Raw genomic sequence first — 21766 nt, forward strand, 5'->3', positions numbered from 1 at the left:
TGTTTTTACGCAATTCCCGGCAAAAGCGCTTCGCGCTTTGCCTGGAATTGCTCTAATGTTCTAGCCGCTTTTTCAGCCCATCGATGATCGTCTTGGTGAGAATGTCGTAATTCTCGTCGAAGTGATGATCGCCCGGCAGTTCGACGACTTCGGCGCCGCTTTCACGCACCGCCGGACAGGCGACATCGTCATCATCATCCTTGCCGTAAATACACTGCACGAGCTTCGGATCGACGTTCTTCAGATCGGCGACGGGATCGCCTCCCGCCCCGTCCGTCTTCTGGCCCAGCCAGCCGAGAACGGAGATGACGTAATCGACCTCGTGCGAGAGCGACAGCAGCGACAGCTGGACCACCGCGGACTTCTCGGCCGGTTTGAGGAGCTGGTAGGTCGCGGGCACGACGTCGGCGCCGAAGGAGTAGCCGACGAGCAGCACATGCTTCACCTTCCACTGCTTGCGATAGAAGTCGATGATCTTCGAAAGATCGCTCGCCGTCTCCTCCGGCTTGCGCTCCGACCAGAAATAATGGAGCGAATCGACACCCACGACGGGAATGCCTTCCTTCTGCAGCGTGCCGCCGACTTCCTTGTCGATGTCGCGCCAGCCACCGTCACCGGAATAGATCACGGCCATCGTATCGAAGGCAGGCGTTGCCTCGAGCACCGCCAGCGGCAGGCCGAGCGGATTGCCGAAAGCGCCGGAAGCGGTGACGAGGTCGTCGAGCGTATCGCCGAATACCGTCTGCGCATCGTCTGTGGAATCGCGGATCTCGATCCCGGAATGGGCTTTCTGCAGCGCCTCGGCATGCACCCGGCCGTCCTTGTCCGCTTTGGGCGTGAAGACCGATATGATCGGGTCCGGCAGGGCGCCGTCGCTGAGGCCATAGACCGTGCGTTGGCCGACCACCTTCTTGGAAGCCGGCGTGCAAAGCTCCTTGGCGAGCGGAATGCCGGCCAGGGGATCGACGGCGAGCGTCTGGCCGATCGTCGCATCGGGCGTCTGCGCCGCGATTGCCAGCGCCAGGGCTCCGCCCTCGCCGATGCCGGCGACGATCGGCAGATGATAGGCATTGTTGCCGGTCGCGCGCTGCACCTGCTGGCTCAGCGATTCGATGTCCGAGACCATGTAGACGCAGCCGTCGTTGAGACTGACGTCGTAGCGGCTGAGCGCCTGGATATAGGAAGGAAAATCGACGCCGATGACGACGGCGCCTTCGGAGACCAGCCTGTCAGCCTCGCCCTTCTCAAAATCGCCCCAGCCGGCGGCATCCGAGATCAGCATCACCGTGCCCTTCACCTCCCCTTCCGGCAGGAAGATGTGCGGCGACGGGATGAGCCCGGTTTCGAAGCTCTGCTTGGTTTCCTCGGCGGCATAGGCCGGTGCGGCCGCGAGCATGCAGGCGCATGCCGTGGCAAGAAGGATTGTTCTGATCATTTTCTCACTACCCCTTTCAATCCGCCCCCGATCAGAAATGTCGCGTCCATCAACGCGATCATCGGATTGCCCCCTCCGGAGACCGCAAGATAGCGCGGTTGCCAGTGCGGATGAAACTTGGATTTGAATGCCCGAAGGCCCTTGAAGTTATAAAAGCGCTCGCCGTGTTCGAAGACGGTGCTGCCGATGCGGTCCCAGACGGGCGCCGCCTCGCGTTTCGACATGCCGGAGAGAGGCGCCATGCCGAGATTGAAATGAGTAAAACTCTGGCTGCGCAGATATTCCATGATCTGCACGAAGAGAAAGTCCATCGACCCCTTGGGCGCGTCCGGCGAGAAGCGCATCAGATCGATCGTGCCTTCCTCCCTGGATTCGGTGACGAGGATATTGGCGAAAGCGACGATCTTGCCGTCCTTCTTCAGGATGCCAACCGGTTGCGAAGAAACGTAGTCGGGATCGAAGGAGCCGAGCGAGAAACCTTTCTCCTTGGCATTGTGATGTTCGAGCCAAGCCGTGGAAACGGCGGCAAGATCGTCGATGATCCCGTGCACGTTCTCAGGCTCGACGACCGCGAATTCCAGCCCGTCCCGCTGGGCGCGGCTTGCCGTCTGGCGAAGGTTCGCCCATTTGCCGCCCTTCATTTCGAAGGTCCTGAGATCGGCCACCGCCAGTTCGCCGAGCTTGAAGGCGCGAAGGCCGGCATCGGCGCAATGGGAAAGCAGGGCCGGCGAGATCTGGTAGAAGACGGCGCGGCAGCCGGCAGCACGCGCCGCTTCGACGAAACGCCAGACGAGCTCCTGCACGGCGCGATGATCGCCGACCGGGTCGAACAGCGCGATCCATGAGCGGCCCTGCCGGCCGTACATGATGAAGGCATCCCCCTTTTCGGAAAACATGATGCTCTTGTCGCCCATGCGCACCAGATTGGCATCGGCATTGCCCTGCTTCCCGACGATGTCGACGGCGCGCGCCAGCGCCTCTTCCGTCGCCGGTTCCGGCCGGAAAGCCGCCGGCCGGAGCAGGCTGAAAATGGCGATCGCCGAGGAGATGATGGTGATACCGAGCAAGGCGCGGAGGCCCCGAGGCGCTTCGGCGGTGAATTCGAACTGCCACCAGAGCTGGTTGCTGTATTCGACGTCACGATAGACGAAGAGCAGGATGACGACGGCGCCGACGACGATGACGGCAATCGCCATCAGCCATGACGCCGTCATCGCCTGGTTGAGCAGCGACGCGTGGCGGGTGAAGAGCCGCCGGCTGACGAAAAGCCCGAAGACGAGGAAAGCGAGAAACGCGGCTTCGACGAGCGCGATTGCCTTCAGGAGCGACAAGGTCAGCGCGGCGACGGCCGAGAACACGGCGACCCACCATGCGCCGTCCAGCCGCTGACCGAGGCCGCGCGCGGCCACGACGAGCGCAAGCCCCAGCAGGCTGGAGAGAAAATGCGCCCCTTCGACCATCGGCAGCGGCAGATAGTTGGAGAGGAATTCGAGGTTCTGGTCCGGCGTCGGCGTAACGCTCGAAAACACCAGCATGACGCCGAGCAGCAGCGCGAGAGCCGACAGCAGCTGCGGCATCAGCCGTCCGCCGATGCGCCGCACGCTGGAGGCGGCCGGATGATCGACGAAACGGCGCAGTTCCGTCGCCGAGACCGCGAGCACGGCGATCAGCAGCGGCAGCACATGGTAGATCAGCCGGTAGAGCACCAGCGATCCGAGCACGGCGTCGATGTTCACCGCGCTGCCGAGCGAAGCGATGATCACCGTCTCGAACACGCCAAGTCCGGCCGGAACGTGGCTGAGCACGCCGAGACCGACGGCGATCGCATAGACCGCGAGGAAGACCGGCCAGCCGATCGCCGTCTGCGGCAGCAGCACATAGAGCACGGAGGCCGAGGCGGCGATATCGAAGGCGGTGACGAGGAACTGGCGCGACCAGGTGCGCGAATCCGGCAGACGCACCGCGACCACGCCGAGATCGAGCACACGGCCGTCACGGCCGATGATCATCACCGCTCCGAGAATGGCGATGATCGAGCCGGCGATCAGCCGGAGAAGGAAGGCGCTGACGCCGATGAGCGGCCCGATCTGGTCGGCGATGATGATGAGGGCGATTGCCGCCACACCCGCAAGCCCGAGACCGAAGGAGAGCGTGACGAAGGCGATGATCCGGCCGATATCCTCAGGCGAGAGCCCGAGGCGCGTATAGGCGCGATAGCGGATCGCGCCGCCCGAGAGCGCGCCGAAGCCGGCGGTATTGCCGACCGCATAAGCGCTGAACGCCGTCAGCGCCACATGCGGAAAAGGCAGCTTCTTGCCGATGTAATCGATGGCGTTGAGATCGTAGAAAACAAGCGAAAGGAAACTGAGCGCCGTGAAGAACAGCGCAAGCAGGATCGCGCTCGGCCTGGTCGCCGCCAGCGCATCGACGACGTCGTCATAACGCACCTCGTTGGTGAGCTGCATGATCGCGTAACCGACGAGGCAGAAGAGCACCAGTGTCGCGGCTGCCGTCAGCGGCGTCCTGTAACGCCGGAAAAGCCCGCGAAAAGAAAACCCGTCCGTCTCGTCCATCTCTTCCAAATTGCCGTGCCCCGACATCTCTTACCTGCCTGCAATTGCCAGCTGACGGTGGATCATTCCGAAAGACGTAACATGACAGGCATATAAGCTCTATGAAGCCATGCCCGACGCTGCCCCAGCCCCGCCGCCTGCGCCTCCATCATCCTCAATTGGGGCGAATTTGCGCAGACCGGCCGAACGGCGCATTGCATTTTCGTAAGCTTGCAAAGAGCTTTAACGAGGATTTGAGAGGCGAGAGAAGGTTTCCGCCCGTTTAATGGCCGGACCTTCGCCATATCCGCCTTTGGCGACCTGCCGATCGAAGCTGCCGCGACGATATGACCTCATGCGGCGGGCTCGCCGCCGGCCCGCGCATGCGCGGCATAACGCGCCACGGCGGCATCGAGATCCGCGTCTCGATCGCCCGCCACCTGTACGGTCGGCACGGCGAATTCGATGCCGTTTTCCTTGAAGGCATTGCGAATCATCGCCAGCGCATTGCGGCGGATGACGAATTGCTCGCCGGGCTTCGTCATCATCGACAGCCGGATCTCGATCGCGAATTCACCGAATTGCTCGACGCCCTTCATTTTCAGCGTCTCGATGATATGCGGGCCGAATTCCGGGTTTTCGAGCAGCGTCTGGCCGATCTGCTTGATCACCTTCTTCGCCTTGACGAGATCGGTGTCGTATTTGACGTTGAGGCTGATCTTGTCGATCGTCCAGTCGCGGTTGAGGTTTTTCACCGCGCCGAGTTCGCCGAAGGGCACCGTCGTCAGCGGCCCGCGGTGATGCCTGAGCTTCACCGAGCGCAGGCTGAAGGCCTCGACGACGCCCTTATGGCTGCCGCTTTCGATATATTCGCCGACGCGGAAGGCATCGTCCCAGAGATAGAACATGCCGCTGATGACATCCTTGACGATCGTCTGCGCCCCGAAGCCGACCGCGACGCCGACGACGCCGGCGCCCGCGATCAGCGGCCCGATTTCGATGCCGAGACCCGACAGCACCATCAGCACGGCGATGACTGCGATGACGACGGCGAGAATGTTGCGGAAGATCGGCAGCAGCGTCTGTATCCGCGCGCGCTTGGCCTTCTCCTCGTCCGTCGCCGTGCCGTCCAGGGGAGAATCGAGCAGCTTGCCGTCGATATAGGCTTTGACCACATGCCAGAGCAGATCGGCCGCCAGCAGGATGACGACGCCGCCGATGACGCCGCGCGCGATCTTGTCGGCCATCCTATCGCCGGCGGCCATCGTGTCGGCGCCGACGCCGAGCATCCGCCCGAGCCAGATGGCGGCAAAGCCGATGATCAGCGCCCGCACGCCGCGGTCGAGCAGCACGGTCGCAATGCGGCGCGTGGCAAGGAAGCTCGCTTCGGTCTGCCGGAGCGATTTCACCGCAAGCGTCGAAACCGCGAGCACGCGCGGCAGCAGCAGCGCATAAATGCCGAGCCAGAGCAGCCAGTTGAAACCTGCGACCCAGATGCTCCACAGCAGCAGGAAATAGACGGTGAACGCCCACGAGATCCCGTGACCGCGCTCATCATCCTTGTGAGGCCGCGACCAGACCGCCTCGATTGCGATCAGCAGCAGCCCGATGCCGAGGAAATAGCCGATCAGGAGCCGGCCGCTCGGGGTATAGCCGAGCGGCTCCGTCGACTGGATCACCGCCCAGCCGAAAATGAAATAGATGACGAAGACCGCGCAGCGGCGATACCAGAAGAGCGCCACGGCACGCCCGGGCATGGCCGGAGCGGTGACGCCCTGCCGTTCTTCCTCGGCCCGCGCCAGCCGGATGAGATCGACCAGCACGCCGCCGAGGCAAATCGTGAAGCGCTGGACGATCAGCGCAACGACGACGACGATCGCGATGCTCTGGCTGATCGGCGGCCAACTGAAGCTGAGAAGCCCAAACACCGTTGCCGCCGCGAAGATCAGCGCCGGGATGACGCGCGGCGCCAGATGCATGCCCGCCATCTGGGACAACCGACGGCGACGGCGGCGAAAGGCATAACGGGCAATGCTTTCGACGATGCCGCCGAAGAGGAGGATCGCCAGGAACTGTGCCGCCATGCGCGGCCAGCCGGTGGCCGCGATTTCGCCGAAGAACAGCAAGGATGCATTGCCGATCTGCGAGGGCAACGTCATCGCCGCATCGGAAACCATCGAGACGTGCCGGCGGGCATGCTGCAGCAGACCGGACAGGACCGACATCTGATTTTCAGACGCGGCATTGGCCGCGGGTGTGGCCGCCATCTGCGTCGACATCCACTGCTTGACCTCGGGCGTCTGCATGAGCTGCATCATCTGACGCACCTCAGCCGGCGGGGCGGCCGCGGCCGGCGCTTGCGCCGGCGTTTGGCAGAAGCCGGGCGAAGCCGCAGAAAAAAGCGCAATGAATGCCAGTATGCCCGATATGGCGGCCGTCAAGCCTCCTGCCCTGCCACGCTTCATGACCGCCCTCCAATGAAGTGCCGGCGTGCACAAAGCCAAGCCGACATCTTGCAATGGATACCCGCGACTGTTGCCGCCAGCAAGCGGTAGGAAAACCATACCGATGGCTAGGAAAGAACGCCGTCGCCGCCTACCCGAGCCGGGCCGTCAAGCCCGCCATTGCGGCGTGGCGACCGCATCCTGCTCCACGAAAGGAGACGCCCAGCCTTCAGGTTTTCGGAGCAGGCTTTTCCACGTGGCCGCCGAAGCCCGCGCGCATCGCCGACAGCACCTTGTTTGCGAATTCGTCGTTGTCGCGCGAGGAGAAGCGGCCGTAGAGCGCGGCACTCAGCACCGGCGTCGGCACGCTTTCGTCGATTGCCGCCATGATCGTCCAGCGGCCTTCGCCGCTGTCGGAAACGCGACCGGCATATTTCGACAACGCCGGGTCGGCATGCAGCGCATCAGACGTGAGATCGAGCAGCCAGGAGGTGATGACGCTGCCGCGGCGCCAGACTTCCGCGACATCCTGCAGATTGAAGTCGTATTGGAAATGTTCGGGATGAGCGAGCGGCGCGGTTTCCGCATCGGCCGCGTGCAAGACAGCGCCGATATTGGCGTGTTTCAGGATGTTGAGGCCTTCGGCATAGGCGGCCATCAGGCCGTATTCGATGCCGTTATGCACCATCTTGACGAAATGGCCGGCGCCATGCGGGCCGCAATGCAGGTATCCCTGCTCGGCGGTGCTCGCCGCAGCCGCTTCGGCGGAACGGTTCGGCGAGGCTTCCGTCGTACCGGCGCCGGGCGCCAGTGTCGCGAAGATCGGCGAAAGATGCTGGACTGTGCCCTTCTCGCCGCCGATCATCAGGCAATAGCCGCGCTCGAGGCCGAAGACGCCGCCGCTGGTGCCGACGTCGACATAATGAATGCCCTTGGTGATGAGTTCGGCGCCGCGGCGGATGTCGTCATGGTAATAGGAATTGCCGCCGTCGATGACGATATCGCCGTTCTGCAGCAGCGGCACCAGACTCGCCAGCACCTTGTCGACGATCGCAGCCGGCAGCATCAGCCAGATCGCTCTGGGGTGGCTAAGCTTGGAGACGAACTCCTCGAGCGAGGCGCTGCCCGTCGCCCCAAGACCTGCAAGCTCGGCAACGCTTTCCGGCCTGGCGTCATAAACGACGCATTCGTGACCGCCCCGCATCAGCCGCTGGACCATGTAATTGCCCATGCGGCCCAAACCAACCATACCAAGCTGCATAATGAATCTCCTGGAAACCGAGATGAAGTATCGACTCCGGAAATTAGCATCCGCAGTGTGACAGGCAAGCGAAGTCTGGCGGTCCCGCCAGACCGGCCGCTCGTCAGGCATCCGGCGCGCCGGCCGGCTCGCCCTTCATTTCGCTGAGGAACATGCCCTCGCGCAGATTGATGCCGTATTCGACGAAGGCCTTCATGCTGCAAAGCATCTGCGTCCAGCCTTCGCAGTTGAGATAGGTGCCGCGCCGGCCGGCCTCATCCTCGCGCCAGCCGTTTTCGGCAATCGTCACCAGCGTGCCGCCGTCCTCCAGCGGCTTGAAGTTCATCTCGACAAGCGTCTTGTATGTCGTCTTGTCCTCGGCCGTGCCGCCATCCCAGCGGAGCACGATGCGGCTTTCAGGCACCAGCTCGACCACTTCGACCGGCGCATCCTTCCACCAGGTCACCGTCGTACCCTGAACGAGCGGCGCGCTCGCCCCGCCGATCGTGGTGAAATAGCTGCTAAGCTTCTTCGGATTGACGACTGCGTCGAACACCTCTGCGACAGGACGGCCGATACGGCCGGAAACGCGGATTCCGAGAGACATGATACTTCTCCTCTTCTCCATTGTGCCTGACCTCATTATGTTATAAAAATATAACATGTCAAGCGAATCGAAAGACGACCCCGTTTTCAAGGCACTGGCGCATCATCGCCGCCGCGAAATCCTCGATCTCCTCAAGGACGGCCCCCGCACGACGGGCGCGCTCTGCGAGATGTTTCCCGGGATGGACCGCTGCACGGTGATGCAGCATCTGAAAGTGCTGGAGGACGCCGAGCTGGTCGTCGCCAGGAAAGAAGGCCGCGAACGCTGGAACCACCTGAACAGCCTGCCGATCAAGCAAATCTATGATCGCTGGATCAGCGCCTATGCCGGCCACGCGCTATCGATCCTCGACCGGCTGAGAAACGATCTCGAAGGCCAGCCGGAATAAAGATCCGGCTGCCGGACCGACCTGCCTGCCGGCTCGCCGAAACCTTCTGGCAGAAAACATGGGATGCAGCGCAGATGACGATATCAGGGGCAGACATTCGCCGCATGCGGCTGCTGCGCAGCATGAAGCAGCAGCATCTCGCCGAGCTCCTCGGCGTCAACCAGGCGACCGTTTCGCGCTGGGAGCGCGATCAGTTCCCCCTCTCGCCGGAGCAGGCCGTCAGGCTGGAGCGGATTTTTGCCTCGTCGCGACATGCTGCGGCCGATGTGGCGCTCAAGCGGCTGGTCGAGGATTCCGTCCGGCCGGTGCACCTGATCTGCGACGTCACCCACCGGCTGCTGTCCGCCTCCCGCCCGCGCCAGGCGGAATGGCGCGCACCGCTCGCCGCCTTTCTCGGCCGCTCGCTTTTCTCCTACGCATCCGCTGAAATCGCCGCCGCCGAGCAGTCCCTGGAGGAGCGTGGCTGGCATGAGGGCAGGCTTCTGTCGCTGACGTTCGAAACCGGCGCCAACGACAATGCATCGATGCCGATCGCAGCCGGCCGGGTGACATGGGAGCGGATCACCCTTCCCCGACGGCAGCGCCGGCCGCCTCGTCACGACAATCGGCTGAGCCTGCAGCTTTCCTGCATTCCCATGCATAATTTATGCGTTGTCCCCAGACCCCGGCCTTTATAGCGTCCACCGCCGAAGGGTCAGAAGAGGATGCGATGACGATACTGGTGACGGGAAGTGCGGGACATCTCGGCGAGGCGCTGATGCGCACCTTGAGAGCGCAGAGCCGGTGGGCGCGCGGCATCGACATCAAGCCCTCGGCCTTTACCGACAGGATCGGATCGATCGGCGACCGCGACTTCGTCAGGCAGGCCATGTCAGGCATCAGCCACGTCCTCCATGCCGCGACGCTGCACAAGCCGCATGTGGCGACGCACGGCAATCGCGATTTCCTCGACACCAATGTCGGCGGCACGCTGAACCTGCTCGAAGAGGCCGCCGCCGCCGGCGTTTCGAGCTTTGTCTTCACCAACACCACCAGCGCCTTTGGCGCCGCATTGACGCCGGCAGAAGGCAAACCCGCAGCATGGATCACCGAAGACGTGCTCCCTGTAGCGAGAAACATCTACGGCGTGACGAAACTCGCCGCCGAAGGCGTCTGCGAACTCTTCGCCCGCAAATCCCGTCTGCCCGTCGTCATCCTCAGGACGTCGCGTTTCTTTCCCGAAAGCGATGACGATCCCGGCATCCGCAATAGATATTCGGCGGAAAATGCGCAGGGCAACGAGCTGCTTCATCGCCGCGTCGATATCAGCGATGTGGTCGGCGCCCATTTGCTCGCGCTCGAAAGGGCGCCGGCCATCGGTTTCGGCCGCTACATCGTCTCGGCCACGACGCCCTTTTCGTCAGGCGATCTCGCAGCACTCCGGCAAGACGCGCCCGCTGTCGTCGAACGGCTCTTTCCGGATGCCGGCGCCCTCTATGCCGAACGCGGCTGGAAGATGTTCCCCACGCTCGATCGCGTCTATGTCAACGAACGCGCAAGGCGCGAACTTGGCTGGCAGCCGCGATATGATTTCCGCTTCCTGCTCGATTGCCTGCGTGAGAACCGCGAATGGCGAAGTCCGCTGGCGCTCGACGTCGGTTCCAAGGGTTATCACGAGGAAGTCTTCACCGAAGGACCTTATCCGATCGACCACCGTCAATAGATCTGTGAAGGATGGGAGAAGCCAAATCCAAGACACACGAGATTGCTTCCGCCCGTCCATCGGCGTCTTCGTTGGCTATATGAGGGAAAGGTGCGATCCACGACAGCCGATGGATGTTTACGATCCTGGGTGCCTACAAACGTAGGTGGGCGCCGTGTGTCCAGGCCCACGGGCCTGGCCAGGGACAGCTCCCTTTGGATCGAGTATGGCCCCAGGGATTGTGGTTCCTGTCGAGAGGCGCAGACCGCACGGCGATATATAAGGACGTTTGCGCTGACGCGCCAGTGGCGACGGCGGGCCACCTCTATTTATATTGAGATCAGTTGAGCTCGGGGGCAGAGCGGCCGTTCAGCTTGTCGGTAATGCCGCGGATGCGGCTCGAAACCTCACTGAGCGCCGCCGCGAGGTTTTCCTCGGTGCGAGCGGTCGCGGCAAGCACGGTATCGCGGTTGCTGCGCAACGACTCCAGCTCGGATTCCAGCCCGGCGATGCGGCGCGTCAGCTCGGAGATCTCGTCCATGATCATGATGCCGGCCATGACGGTGATCCTGAGATCGCCGATTTCGCCGAACTGGCTCTTGAGATGGCCGACATAGCGATCGAAGCGGGTGGCGAGATCGGTCAGGTGATCCTCCTGCCCTTCCTCGCAGGCCATGCGATAGGCCTTGCCGTCAATCGTTACCGTTACCTGCGCCATGCCACAATCTTTCTATCAGCGATCCAGAACCGCGCGGATCGTCTCCATGGCCGTCACCAGCCGCCGCGACACCTCGCGATTGACCTCTTCCAGCCGGTTGGCGCGGAATTCGGCCTGGTCGAGCTCCTGCGCCAGCCGGGAGCGGTCGGCATGCACACGGCGAACCTCACCTTCGATCTCGCCCTGCTCCCGCTCCCGCTCGACGCGCATGTCGACGGCGTTCTCAAGGCTCGAAATCGCCTGCCTCAGCTCATTGAGCGCTGCTTCCATGGTTTTGCCTGTGGGCGTCATGCCTTCCGCTTCCCGTGCAGGACCCGCGAATCGACACCGAAAGCCGATCCTGTGATTTCAAAAGGATATGCAGCTCGCCAACGGCCCGTCAATAAATCCTGTCACCTGCCGGCCGGCCTATCTTGTGGATGAGCGCTTTCCCGCTGTCCACCGCGCAAGATTTGTCATTTGTACAATCGCGCGATCAAATGTCAAAAAATGCCGCAGCGCACCCGGATTCGGCCTGCCATTTATTGACTTGCCCGTCTTAACTGGTATGTCTCAGCCGCTTTCATCGATGGCCTTGGAGGCTCGAGGCCATCCCCCGACACCCCGGAGCTTGCGGAAAAGCCATGACCTCTCCCGAACAACACGACCGGATGGCGAATGCGATCCGTTTTCTCGCCATGGACGCCGTTGAAAAGGCGAATTCCGGCCACCCGGGCATGCCGATGGGCATGGCTGACGTGGCAACGGTCCTGTTCACCAAATATCTGAAGTTCGATCCGAAGAAGCCGCACTGGCCGAACCGCGACCGCTTCGTGCTCTCCGCCGGCCACGGCTCGATGCTGCTCTATTCGCTGCTCTATTTGACCGGCTATCCCGACATGACCGTCGAGGATCTGAAGCAGTTCCGCCAGATCGGCTCCAAGACCGCCGGCCATCCGGAATACGGTCATGCCACAGGCATCGAAACCACCACCGGCCCGCTCGGCCAGGGTATCGCCAATGCCGTCGGCATGGCGATCGCCGAGCGCAAGCTGCGCGAGGAGTTCGGGTCTGACCTGCAGGACCACTACACCTACGTCATCAACGGCGACGGCTGCCTGATGGAAGGCATCAGCCATGAGGCGATCGCGCTTGCCGGCCACCTGAAGCTGAACAAGCTGATCCTCTTCTGGGACAACAACTCGATCACCATCGACGGCGCCGTCTCGCTGTCGGATTCGACCGACCAGATCGCCCGCTTCAAGGCCGTTCACTGGAACACGATCGAGATCGACGGTCACGATCAGGCCGCCATCGCCGCCGCGATCGAAGAGGCCCACAAGTCCGACCGCCCGACCTTTATCGCCTGCAAGACGGTCATCGGCTTCGGCGCCCCCAACAAGCAGGGCACCCACAAGGTTCACGGCAATCCGCTCGGTGCCGACGAAATCGCCGCCACCCGCAAGGCGCTGAACTGGGAATACGAACCCTTCGTCATCCCGTCTGACGTTCTCGACAGCTGGCGTGCGGCCGGCACCCGCTCGGTCGACCTCGTCAAGGCCTGGGAAGACGGCCTCGCCAAGGCTCCTGCCAAAGCCGAGTTCACCCGCCGCATGGCAGGCGAACTGCCCGATGGTTTCGACGCCGCGATCAGCGCATATAAGAAGAAGCTCGCCGAGACCAGGCCGACGCTTGCGACCCGCAAGGCATCCGAAGACGCGCTAGAGATCATCAACGGCTTCCTGCCGGAAACGCTCGGCGGCTCCGCTGACCTGACGCCCTCGAACAACACCAAGACCAGCCAGATGCACTCGATCACGCCGACGGATTTCGCCGGCCGTTATGTGCACTGGGGCATCCGCGAGCACGGCATGGCCTCAGCCATGAACGGCATTGCGCTGCATGGCGGCCTCATTCCCTATAGCGGCGGCTTCCTGATCTTCTCGGATTATTGCCGCCCGCCGATCCGCCTCGCCGCGCTGATGGGCATCCGTGTCATCCACGTCCTGACGCACGACTCGATCGGCGTCGGCGAAGACGGCCCGACGCACCAGCCGGTCGAACAGCTCGCCGGCCTGCGCGCCATTCCCAACCTGCTGGTCTTCCGTCCGGCCGACGCCACGGAAACGGCGGAATGCTGGCAGATCGCCATCAAGACGCACAACCGTCCGTCGGGCCTTGCCCTGACGCGCCAGAACCTCAGCCCGGCCCGCACCGAATACAGCGAAAAGAACCTCTGCGAACAGGGTGCTTATACGCTCGCCGGCAATGCCGACGCCAAGGTGACGATCTTCGCCTCCGGTTCCGAAGTCGAAATCGCCATTGCCGCCCGCGCAGCGCTCGAAGCCAAGGGTGTGACGGTCCGCGTCGTATCGGTTCCCTGCACGGAACTGTTCTTCGAACAGCCGGAAGCCTATCGTAAGCAGGTGCTCGGCAACTCCCCAGTCAAGATCGCCGTCGAAGCCGCCGTCCGCGAAGGCTGGGATGCCTTCATCGGGCCGGAAGGCACGTTCATCGGCATGAAGGGCTTCGGCGCTTCCGGGCCGGTGAAGGACGTTTACAAGCATTTCGGCATCACCGCCGACGCTGTCGTTGCGGCCGCGGAAGCAAAGCTTTAATGAGAGCGCCTTGAGGCGCTCTCCATCTCCTCAATTCCAGGCCGCCCGGCCTATCGGGCGCTATTCTATCGGGAGTGAATGAACATGACAGTCAAGGTTGCCATCAATGGTTTCGGCCGCATCGGCCGTAACGTCCTCCGCGCTATCGTCGAATCCGGCCGCGCCGACATCGAAGTCGTCGCCATCAACGACCTCGGCCCGGTCGAGACCAACGCCCATCTGCTGCGTTACGACTCGATCCACGGCAAATTCCCGGCCGAAGTGAAGGTCGAAGGCGACACGATCATCGTCGGCGGCGGCAAGCCGATCAAGGTCACGGCGATCAAGGATCCGGCAACGCTTCCGCACCGCGAGCTCGGCGTCGACATCGCCATGGAATGCACCGGCATCTTCACCGCCCGCGACAAGGCCGCCGCCCACCTGACGGCCGGCGCCAAGCGCGTCATCGTCTCGGCTCCCGCCGACGGCGCTGACCTGACGGTCGTTTTCGGCGTCAACCATGACCAGCTCACCAAGGAGCACATGGTCATCTCCAACGCCTCCTGCACCACCAACTGCCTGGTGCCGGTTGTGAAGGTTCTCGACGACGCCGTCGGAATCGACCACGGCTTCATGACGACGATCCACTCCTACACCGGCGACCAGCCGACGCTCGACACGATGCACAAGGACCTGTATCGCGCCCGCGCCGCCGCGCTTTCGATGATCCCGACCTCGACGGGCGCTGCGAAGGCCGTCGGCCTCGTGCTGCCGCACCTCAAGGGCAAGCTCGACGGCACCTCGATCCGCGTTCCCACCCCGAACGTCTCGGTCGTCGACTTCAAGTTCGTCGCCAAGAAGGCGACCACGGTCGGCGAAATCAACGAGGCCATCAAGGCTGCCGCCAACGGCAAGCTGAAGGGCATTCTCGGCTACACCGACGAGCCGCTCGTCTCCCGCGACTTCAACCATGACAGCCATTCGTCGATCTTCGCAACCGATCAGACGAAGGTCATGGAAGGCAACTTCGTGCGCATCCTCACCTGGTACGACAACGAGTGGGGCTTCTCCAGCCGCATGTCCGACACGGCCGTGGCCTTCGCCAAGCTCATCTGAGGCGGATAACTGAAAATCATGAACGGCCCGGGAAACCGGGCCGTTTTGTTATAGGCGTCTGAAGCCGGTCGTGGCATTGTTGACAACCCCGGAGCCGCCGTCGCACCCGGGGAGATAAAGAGGGATGGATGGATTACTTTACCGTTGAAATCGCCGGCCGCGCCGTCGCCAGCTTCCGTTCGAAAAACCATGAGGAAGCCACGCATTTCTTCGAAGCGGAAGATTTTCGCGACGACCTGACCATCCTGGAGTCCGAGGGCAAACCGCTCTGGGACCGCAAGGCGACGCTCAGCCTGCGCAAGGCAACCGCCGAGGAAGCCAGCGAAGTCGAGCACGCCTATGAATTCGACGACGATCCGGAAAGGACCATCGACGACGAGTTCGTCGTCTTCCTGGTCCCGGTCGAAGACCTGACCGATGGGAGCGAAGACACCGAAGACTGACAGTCGATCTGCATCGATCTTCCGGTACGCCGGCCAAGCGTGATAGACTGAGAAATGCATAGCGCTGCAAAATGGCTGAGATGATCCAAGTGGAGGCGATCGATGGCAGAGGCGCAAAAACGCTTGTCCCAGACCACCCTGAAGCGGCGGCAGCGGTTTCACCCCAAGCGGGACGTCAAACCTGCCGTGTTGGCGAAGGCCAATCGTCTGGTCGTCTCGGTCGCCGCCTTCATCGGTCTCTCATTTCTCGCCGTCATCATACTTCAGGCGGTCTTCTGACGGGCCGCATGGAGGAATGTGTCTGTCCTGCTGCGCTTGGCGGATACCGCCAGGAAAAATCGAAGCTTCCCGCATTTCGCCCTCCTCTTGCCTGATTTTCTTATACATTCTTTGTAGAGAGTTTCTCCCGTAGCATTTCCGTGTCGGTGGCCGTCCGGCAGCCGTTCAGCAGCATGATGCAGCACGAGACGAGGTTAAGCCGCAAGGCCTACCCTTCTCTGCCGTTTTGCCGTTTACTGGTGGATCGACGCGCGCGGCGGAGGGGTTGAGACGGACGGATCGGTCGGGGGTGACCGTATCCGCGAAGCAGTCGATGGAAAGGGGTGGGCATGGAAGCGTTCTATATCGTGGTGCTGGTCGCGACGGCGCTCGTGCTTCTTGCCGCTTTTTCCAGCCTGCTCGCCTTCCGTTTCGGCGCTCCGCTGCTGCTGCTTTTCCTGATGATCGGCCTTGCCGCCGGCGTCGACGGCCTCGGCATCGAATTCAGCAACAATTACCTCGCCTATATTCTCGGCTCGATCGCGCTTGCCGTCATCCTGTTCGATTCCGGCTTCGGCACGCCGATGCAGGCCTTCCGGCTCGCGGCCGTGCCCTCTCTCACCCTCGCCTCGGTCGGCGTGCTGATCACCGCCTCGCTCTTTGCCGTCGCCGCCATGTGGCTGCTGAACTTCACCTGGCTGGAAGGCCTGCTGCTCGGCTCGATCGTCGCATCGACGGATGCCGCCGCCGTCTTCTTCCTGCTGCGCATCGGCGGCATCAACATCCGTGACAAGGTGCGCTCGACACTGGAAGTCGAATCCGGCACCAACGACCCGATGGCGATCTTCCTCACCATCGCCCTTGTCGAAGTGCTGGCGAGCGGCGAACGCTATTCCGGCATCAATATCGGCATGCTCGCCATGTTCATCCAGCAGATGGGACTCGGCGTCATCCTCGGCCTGCTCGGCGGCATGATGATCGTGCTGATCGTCAGCAAGCTCGATACCGATCGCGGCCTGACCCCGATCTTCGTGCTGGCGCTCGCTTTGCTCGTCTTCTCCTTCGCCGGCACGGTCGGCGGCAGCGGTTTCCTCGCGGTCTACGTCGCCGGCATCTACGCCGGAAACCGCAAGATGCAGGCGATCGGCACCATCAAGCGCTTCCAGGACGGCATGACGTGGCTGGCGCAGATCATCATGTTCCTCGTGCTCGGCCTGCTCGCCACGCCGTCGCAGTTCCCCGTCATCATCGTGCCGGCCATCCTGCTCGCCCTCTTCCTGATCTTCGTCGCCCGGCCGCTGGCCGTCTGGCTGTCGCTGCTTCCTTTCGACTACACGCAGCAGGAAATCGGCTTCGTCGCCTGGGTCGGCCTGCGCGGCGCCGTATCCATTCTGCTGGCGATCATGCCGATCCTCGGCAAGCTGGAAAACGGCCAGATCTATTTCAACACCGCCTTCATCATCGTGCTGGTCTCCCTGCTCGTCCAGGGCTGGACGATCAAGCCGGTCGCCAAGAAGCTCGGCCTGATCATTCCGCCGCGCATCGGCGCCGTCGACAAGGTCGAGGTCGACCTGCCGGGTGCGGCCAACCACGAACTGCTCTCCTACCGCGTCATCAAGGACAGCCCGGTGCTGCGCGGCGAGCGCATTCCGCGCTGGGCGACACCCTCGCTCGTCATCCGCGACGGCAAGTCGATGCGTTACCAATATGCCGGGCGGCTGCGCGAAAACGATCTCGTCTATCTCTTCATCGTGCCGAGCTATTCCCGCCTGCTCGACCGCCTCTTCGCCAGCCGCGCGCCGGTTGATGAGGACGATGCCGAATTCTTCGGCGCCTTCGCGCTCTCGCCCGCCCGCCCCGCCGCCGATCTCGATGCCGCCTATGGGCCCGGCCTGCTCAACGAATCCGAAAAGGGGCTGACGATTGCCGAACTGATGCGGCAGCGCCTCGGCGGCAAGGCCGATTATGCCGACCGCGTCCGCCTTGGCTCGATCATCCTGATCGTCCGCGATCTCGACGAGCACGACCACATCACTTCCGTCGGCATGTCGCTGGAAGCGGTCGAACCGGCGATCACGCTGCCGATCTTCATCAATCTCAAGGACATCATCCAACGCATCCGCGACCGGCTGAATGGACGCCGAAACCGGGAAGCCGCAGCCGCCGAAACCGCGCCGAAAGCATCGGCCGGACGCGACGAAGCCAAGCGCGAAAACGGCCGTTGAACGCCTTGCGTCTCGAATGATCCTTGCTATGGTCTGCGCGACTTCCGCCAACCAAGACTGGATCTTCCCCATGCCTTCTTTCAAGACCCTCGACGATCTTTCCGATATCAGCGGCAAGCGCGTTCTCGTCCGCGTCGACCTCAACGTCCCGGTCAAGGACGGCAAGGTCACCGATACGACCCGCATCGAGCGTGTGGCGCCGACGATCCTCGAACTGTCGAACAAGGGCGCAAAGGTGATCCTGCTTGCCCATTTCGGCCGGCCGAAGGATGGCCCGTCGCCGGACCTGTCGCTGTCGCTGATCGCTCCTTCCGTCGAGGAAGTGCTCGATCATGCCGTTCTGACGGCCTCCGACTGCATCGGTGAGGCCGCCGCCTCCGCCGTCGCCGCGATGAATGACGGCGATATCCTGCTCCTGGAAAACACCCGCTTCCATAAGGGCGAGGAAAAGAACGATCCCGATTTCATCAAGGCGCTCGCCGCCAACGGCGATATCTACGTCAACGACGCCTTCTCCGCCGCCCACCGCGCCCACGCTTCCACCGAGGGGCTAGCCCACCACATGCCGGCCCATGCCGGCCGCACCATGCAGGCCGAGCTGGAAGCGCTGGAAAAGGGTCTCGGCGCTCCCGCCCGCCCCGTCGTCGCCATCGTCGGCGGCGCCAAGGTCTCGACCAAGATCGATCTCTTGATGAACCTCGTGAAGAAGGTCGATGCGCTCGTCATCGGCGGCGGCATGGCCAACACCTTCATCGCCGCCCGCGGCACCAATGTCGGCAAGTCGCTTTGCGAGCATGATCTTGCCGATACCGCCAAGCAGATCATGATCGAGGCCGCGACATCAGGCTGTGCCATCATCCTGCCGGAAGACGGCGTCGTCGCGCGCGAATTCAAGGCAGGCGCGGCCAACGAAACGGTCGACATCAACGCCATTCCGGCCGATGCCATGGTGCTCGACGTCGGCCCGAAATCCGTCCAGGCCATCAATGCCTGGATCGAGCGCGCTTCGACCCTCGTCTGGAACGGTCCGCTCGGCGCCTTCGAGATCGAGCCCTTCGATGCCGCAACCGTCGCTGCCGCAAAATACGCCGCCGAGCGCACGGCCGCCGGCAAGCTCACTTCCGTTGCCGGCGGCGGCGATACCGTCTCGGCGCTCAACCATGCCGGCGTTGCCGACGAGTTCAGCTATGTCTCCACCGCCGGCGGCGCTTTCCTGGAATGGATGGAAGGCAAGGAGCTTCCCGGCGTCGCGGTCCTCAACGCCAGCAAATAACTGCCAAGCCTGATTTGACAGGTTTTACATGTGGATAGACCGCGGCGGGCAGAAGCCTTCCGCGGTCTTTTGCTCAAGGCGCGGAAAAATTCCCATTTTTTCAAACGATTGAATTGATTTCAATCGTTTCAGTGACTTAGGCTTCCATTTTCCTCTCTATAAACTTCTGTTATCGCCGTCCTATATTCTTAAACCGCCGATGTTTCATGCAGTGGAGAGAACGAGATGAGCGAACGACTGGAAGATATTGCAGTGCAGATGGTTGCAGGCGGCCGGGGACTGCTTGCTGCCGATGAATCGACCTCCACCATCAAGAAGCGTTTCGACACGATCAATCTCGAATCGACCGAAACCAGCCGCCGCGATTACCGCGAGATGCTCTTCCGCTCCGATGAGGCGATGAAGAAATATATCTCCGGCGTCATCCTTTTCGAAGAGACGCTGTTCCAGAAGGCTGCCGATGGCACGCCCTTCGTCGACATCATCCGCGCCGCCGGTTCCATTCCCGGCATCAAGGTCGATACCGGCGCCAAGCCGATGGCTAATTTCCCCGGCGAAACCATTACCGAAGGCCTCGATGGCCTCGGCGAGCGCCTCGCCCGCTATTATGAAGCCGGCGCCCGCTTCGCCAAGTGGCGCGGCGTCATCGCCATCTCCTCGTCGCTGCCGACCCGCGGTTCGGTCCGCGCCAACGCTCAGGCGCTTGCCCGCTATGCGGCTCTTTGCCAGCAAGCCAAGATCGTTCCGATCGTCGAGCCGGAATGCCTGATGGATGGCAAGCCGGGCGACCATGATATCGACCGCTGCGCCGAAGTCACCGAATCCACGCTGCGCATCGTATTCGAGGAACTGGCCGATGCCCGTGTCAGCCTCGAAGGCATGATCCTGAAGCCGAACATGGTCATCGACGGCAAGAACGCCCGCAAGGCTTCGGTCGCCGAAGTCGCCGAACGCACCGTACAGGTGCTGAAACGCACGGTTCCGTCCGCCGTTCCCGGCATCGCCTTCCTCTCCGGCGGCCAGTCGACCGAAGAGGCGAGCGCGCACCTTTCGGCCATCAACGCCACGGCCGACCTGCCCTGGTTCGTCACCTTCTCCTACGGCCGCGCCCTGCAGGACAGCGCGCTCAAGGCCTGGAACGGCAAGCCGGAAAACGTCGCCGCTGGCCAGCGCGAATTCACCCACCGCGCCGAGATGAACAGCCTCGCCGCCAAGGGCAGCTGGAAGAAGGACCTGGAAAAGGCAGCCTGAGTTTTTGCATCTGGGATTCGGGCAAGAGCAGCAACCACAACGTTGCTGCTCTTGCCTAATCCCCTCGCCTCCCTCATTCTTGTGCTTGTCACAGGAATCCAGTTCGTCCAAGTCTTTGGGCGCGGAAGACCCTTTCCCTTGAGATATTGATTCATTCACGGCGCAGACGCGCCGTGGCTGGATTCCTGTGACGAGCACAGGAATGAGGGAGTTCGGAGAGGCCTCGCACTCCCCATCCGACGAATCTGCGTAAAAAATCAGCGCAACGCGATAGACAGCCCTCGGCATTGTCTCGGCGACAAGAAACCGCTTCGTCCCGCGAAAAATCGTGATTATTCATAACGGCCCGCTGCAAGAGGAGCCGCTATGGACACCATTTCCTACGTCACCGTCGATGTCTTCACCTCCACGCGCTTCGAGGGCAATCCGCTTGCCGTCATCTCCGATGCGCGCGGCCTCACCGATGCGGCGATGCAGAAGATCGCCACGGAGTTCAATTATTCCGAAACCACCTTCGTCCTGCCGCCGGAAGATCCAAAGAACTCCGCCCGCGTGCGCATCTTCACCCCGACGATGGAGGTCCCCTTCGCCGGCCATCCGAATGTCGGCACCGCCTATGTGCTCGGTCAACAGCCGGAGATTTTCGGCAGGCCGGTCGGCGATACGCTGCGCTTCGAGGAAAAGGCCGGCATCGTCGAAGTCAACCTGAAACGCGACGGCGGAAAGGTCGCGGCCGCAGCCATCCGCGCGCCGCAGCCGTTGACGATCGGCGATATCATCGCCGAGGAAACCGTCGCCCGCTGCGTCTCACTCGATCCCGGCCTCGTCCTCACGACCACACATGCCCCGGTCTTTGCCTCCGTCGGCCTGAACTTCGCCGTCGCCGAATTGAACGGGCTCGAGGCGCTCTCCGCCGCCCGTCCGAACCTTGCGGGCTTCCAGGCGGCCGCCGGCCGGCAGACGACGAGCGGCCACGACTTCTCGCTCTTCGTCTATGCCAGGACAGCCGAAGATCCGTGGAAGATCCGCGCCCGTATGTTCGCGCCGCTCGACAATGTGCCGGAGGATCCGGCCACCGGCAGCGCTTCGGCGGCCCTTGGCGCCCATCTCGTCTCGCTGGCGCCCGAGGCCGATATGAAGGTCAGCATCACCGTCGAGCAGGGCGTCGAAATGGGCCGCCGCAGCGTCATCGCCCTCGATATCGTAAAATCCGGCGGGATCGTCACCGATGTCGTGATCTCGGGAAGCTGCGTTTTCGTCATGCGTGGAGAAATCACGCTACGGGACTGACGATCGCAGATCAGGCCCTGCATCCGATTTACATCAGGAAATCGCGCGACAGCAACGCCACTGCCCAGATGCCGAAGGCAAAGAGCGCGATCTTCCAGAAGTCCATCCGCCGCCTGAAGCCGGGAAGGGCGAGCGGCTTGATCACCTGTATCGCCATGGCAAGGATGAGCAGCAAGGCTATCAGCTTTGTCATGCTTTATTTTTTCCGTTTTTCGGAATGCCACAGGACAGACATTTTTCCGCGCGAACAAGAGGATCACTACACGCCG

General features: G+C 62.5%; 18 protein-coding genes, 1 other RNA gene and 1 pseudogene. 11 read left to right on the forward strand and 9 right to left on the reverse strand.

What is annotated here, in order from left to right; translation table 11 throughout:
- Positions 1 to 52: 52 nt before the first annotated feature.
- The 5 genes from QD408_RS05645 to QD408_RS05665 form a co-directional block, all read right to left on the reverse strand.
- Positions 53 to 1435: a virulence factor family protein gene (locus QD408_RS05645; protein ID WP_414138618.1), complete on the reverse strand. Its 1383-nt coding sequence runs from the start codon at positions 1433 to 1435 to the stop codon at positions 53 to 55.
- Positions 1432 to 4035: a bifunctional lysylphosphatidylglycerol flippase/synthetase MprF gene (mprF, locus tag QD408_RS05650; RefSeq protein ID WP_088682805.1), complete on the reverse strand. Its 2604-nt coding sequence runs from the start codon at positions 4033 to 4035 to the stop codon at positions 1432 to 1434. The genes QD408_RS05645 and mprF overlap by 4 nt, the downstream gene beginning before the upstream one ends.
- Before the next feature lie 305 nt (positions 4036 to 4340).
- Positions 4341 to 6452 carry a mechanosensitive ion channel family protein gene (locus QD408_RS05655; protein ID WP_414138619.1) on the reverse strand — a complete coding sequence of 704 codons (2112 nt, stop codon included), beginning with the start codon at positions 6450 to 6452 and terminating at the stop codon, positions 4341 to 4343.
- A 208-nt stretch (positions 6453 to 6660) separates the two neighbouring features.
- Positions 6661 to 7692 (reverse strand): phosphogluconate dehydrogenase (NAD(+)-dependent, decarboxylating), encoded by a 1032-nt coding sequence (gnd, locus tag QD408_RS05660; protein WP_414138620.1) that lies wholly within the window; start codon positions 7690 to 7692, stop codon positions 6661 to 6663.
- Positions 7693 to 7795: 103 nt separating this feature from the next.
- On the reverse strand, positions 7796 to 8278 hold the full coding sequence (locus tag QD408_RS05665) for an SRPBCC domain-containing protein (RefSeq protein ID WP_414138621.1): 483 nt from the start codon (positions 8276 to 8278) through the stop codon (positions 7796 to 7798).
- A gap of 55 nt (positions 8279 to 8333) precedes the next feature.
- Here QD408_RS05665 and QD408_RS05670 point away from each other — a divergent pair, with 55 nt between their 5' ends.
- The 3 genes and pseudogenes from QD408_RS05670 (at position 8334) to QD408_RS05680 (ending at position 10368) form a co-directional block, all read left to right on the forward strand.
- On the forward strand, positions 8334 to 8666 hold the full coding sequence (locus QD408_RS05670) for an ArsR/SmtB family transcription factor (protein ID WP_414138622.1): 333 nt from the start codon (positions 8334 to 8336) through the stop codon (positions 8664 to 8666).
- A gap of 74 nt (positions 8667 to 8740) precedes the next feature.
- Positions 8741 to 9278, forward strand: a pseudogene (locus tag QD408_RS05675) (helix-turn-helix transcriptional regulator).
- 97 nt (positions 9279 to 9375) lie between these two features.
- Positions 9376 to 10368 carry an NAD-dependent epimerase/dehydratase family protein gene (locus tag QD408_RS05680; RefSeq protein ID WP_414138623.1) on the forward strand — a complete coding sequence of 331 codons (993 nt, stop codon included), beginning with the start codon at positions 9376 to 9378 and terminating at the stop codon, positions 10366 to 10368.
- Between the two features lie 90 nt (positions 10369 to 10458).
- Here QD408_RS05680 and ssrS read toward each other — a convergent pair.
- The 3 genes from ssrS to QD408_RS05695 all read right to left on the reverse strand — a co-directional run bounded on the left by ssrS (position 10459) and on the right by QD408_RS05695 (position 11356).
- Positions 10459 to 10617: non-coding RNA, 6S RNA (ssrS, locus tag QD408_RS05685), on the reverse strand.
- 70 nt (positions 10618 to 10687) lie between these two features.
- Entirely contained in the window at positions 10688 to 11065 is a 378-nt protein-coding gene (locus QD408_RS05690) for a cell division protein ZapA (RefSeq protein WP_088682812.1), read from the reverse strand.
- 15 nt (positions 11066 to 11080) lie between these two features.
- Complete coding sequence (locus QD408_RS05695) at positions 11081 to 11356, reverse strand: DUF4164 domain-containing protein (protein WP_088682813.1); 276 nt, start codon at positions 11354 to 11356, stop codon at positions 11081 to 11083.
- A 332-nt stretch (positions 11357 to 11688) separates the two neighbouring features.
- Between QD408_RS05695 and tkt the strand changes: the two genes are divergently transcribed.
- The 8 genes from tkt to QD408_RS05735 all read left to right on the forward strand — a co-directional run bounded on the left by tkt (position 11689) and on the right by QD408_RS05735 (position 21497).
- Positions 11689 to 13662, forward strand: coding sequence for a transketolase (tkt, locus tag QD408_RS05700; protein ID WP_414138624.1), 1974 nt, complete (start codon positions 11689 to 11691; stop codon positions 13660 to 13662).
- Positions 13663 to 13746: 84 nt separating this feature from the next.
- Positions 13747 to 14757: a type I glyceraldehyde-3-phosphate dehydrogenase gene (gene gap / locus QD408_RS05705; RefSeq protein ID WP_414138625.1), complete on the forward strand. Its 1011-nt coding sequence runs from the start codon at positions 13747 to 13749 to the stop codon at positions 14755 to 14757.
- 128 nt (positions 14758 to 14885) lie between these two features.
- Complete coding sequence (locus QD408_RS05710) at positions 14886 to 15200, forward strand: hypothetical protein (protein ID WP_088682815.1); 315 nt, start codon at positions 14886 to 14888, stop codon at positions 15198 to 15200.
- A gap of 102 nt (positions 15201 to 15302) precedes the next feature.
- Positions 15303 to 15479: a hypothetical protein gene (locus QD408_RS05715; RefSeq protein ID WP_190237453.1), complete on the forward strand. Its 177-nt coding sequence runs from the start codon at positions 15303 to 15305 to the stop codon at positions 15477 to 15479.
- Between the two features lie 329 nt (positions 15480 to 15808).
- On the forward strand, positions 15809 to 17683 hold the full coding sequence (locus QD408_RS05720) for a potassium/proton antiporter (RefSeq protein WP_414138626.1): 1875 nt from the start codon (positions 15809 to 15811) through the stop codon (positions 17681 to 17683).
- 70 nt (positions 17684 to 17753) lie between these two features.
- Positions 17754 to 18956: a phosphoglycerate kinase gene (locus QD408_RS05725; protein WP_190237454.1), complete on the forward strand. Its 1203-nt coding sequence runs from the start codon at positions 17754 to 17756 to the stop codon at positions 18954 to 18956.
- A gap of 225 nt (positions 18957 to 19181) precedes the next feature.
- Complete coding sequence (locus tag QD408_RS05730; protein ID WP_414138627.1) at positions 19182 to 20207, forward strand: class I fructose-bisphosphate aldolase; 1026 nt, start codon at positions 19182 to 19184, stop codon at positions 20205 to 20207.
- A gap of 366 nt (positions 20208 to 20573) precedes the next feature.
- A complete protein-coding gene (locus tag QD408_RS05735; protein WP_414138628.1) occupies positions 20574 to 21497 on the forward strand; it encodes a PhzF family phenazine biosynthesis protein in 924 nt (307 codons plus the stop codon).
- 28 nt (positions 21498 to 21525) lie between these two features.
- Here the strand turns inward: QD408_RS05735 and QD408_RS05740 are convergent, their stop codons facing one another.
- Positions 21526 to 21690, reverse strand: a complete 165-nt coding sequence (locus QD408_RS05740) for a hypothetical protein (RefSeq protein ID WP_414138629.1) — start codon at positions 21688 to 21690, stop codon at positions 21526 to 21528.
- Positions 21691 to 21766: the final 76 nt, after the last annotated feature.

This window comes from Rhizobium sp. BR 249, from assembly GCF_047445895.1.
GTDB lineage: Bacteria > Pseudomonadota > Alphaproteobacteria > Rhizobiales > Rhizobiaceae > Rhizobium.

Excerpts from the sequence above, each read along its gene's own strand:
- QD408_RS05645 (WP_414138618.1), bottom strand. The coding sequence starts at position 1,435 with ATGATCAGAACAATCCTTCTTGCCACGGCATGCGCCTGCATGCTCGCG.
- mprF (WP_088682805.1), bottom strand. The coding sequence starts at position 4,035 with ATGTCGGGGCACGGCAATTTGGAAGAGATGGACGAGACGGACGGGTTT.
- QD408_RS05655 (WP_414138619.1), bottom strand. The coding sequence starts at position 6,452 with ATGAAGCGTGGCAGGGCAGGAGGCTTGACGGCCGCCATATCGGGCATA.
- gnd (WP_414138620.1), bottom strand. The coding sequence starts at position 7,692 with ATGCAGCTTGGTATGGTTGGTTTGGGCCGCATGGGCAATTACATGGTC.
- QD408_RS05665 (WP_414138621.1), bottom strand. The coding sequence starts at position 8,278 with ATGTCTCTCGGAATCCGCGTTTCCGGCCGTATCGGCCGTCCTGTCGCA.
- QD408_RS05670 (WP_414138622.1), top strand. The coding sequence starts at position 8,334 with ATGTCAAGCGAATCGAAAGACGACCCCGTTTTCAAGGCACTGGCGCAT.
- QD408_RS05680 (WP_414138623.1), top strand. The coding sequence starts at position 9,376 with ATGACGATACTGGTGACGGGAAGTGCGGGACATCTCGGCGAGGCGCTG.
- QD408_RS05690 (WP_088682812.1), bottom strand. The coding sequence starts at position 11,065 with ATGGCGCAGGTAACGGTAACGATTGACGGCAAGGCCTATCGCATGGCC.
- QD408_RS05695 (WP_088682813.1), bottom strand. The coding sequence starts at position 11,356 with ATGACGCCCACAGGCAAAACCATGGAAGCAGCGCTCAATGAGCTGAGG.
- tkt (WP_414138624.1), top strand. The coding sequence starts at position 11,689 with ATGACCTCTCCCGAACAACACGACCGGATGGCGAATGCGATCCGTTTT.
- gap (WP_414138625.1), top strand. The coding sequence starts at position 13,747 with ATGACAGTCAAGGTTGCCATCAATGGTTTCGGCCGCATCGGCCGTAAC.
- QD408_RS05710 (WP_088682815.1), top strand. The coding sequence starts at position 14,886 with ATGGATTACTTTACCGTTGAAATCGCCGGCCGCGCCGTCGCCAGCTTC.
- QD408_RS05715 (WP_190237453.1), top strand. The coding sequence starts at position 15,303 with ATGGCAGAGGCGCAAAAACGCTTGTCCCAGACCACCCTGAAGCGGCGG.
- QD408_RS05720 (WP_414138626.1), top strand. The coding sequence starts at position 15,809 with ATGGAAGCGTTCTATATCGTGGTGCTGGTCGCGACGGCGCTCGTGCTT.
- QD408_RS05725 (WP_190237454.1), top strand. The coding sequence starts at position 17,754 with ATGCCTTCTTTCAAGACCCTCGACGATCTTTCCGATATCAGCGGCAAG.
- QD408_RS05730 (WP_414138627.1), top strand. The coding sequence starts at position 19,182 with ATGAGCGAACGACTGGAAGATATTGCAGTGCAGATGGTTGCAGGCGGC.
- QD408_RS05735 (WP_414138628.1), top strand. The coding sequence starts at position 20,574 with ATGGACACCATTTCCTACGTCACCGTCGATGTCTTCACCTCCACGCGC.
- QD408_RS05740 (WP_414138629.1), bottom strand. The coding sequence starts at position 21,690 with ATGACAAAGCTGATAGCCTTGCTGCTCATCCTTGCCATGGCGATACAG.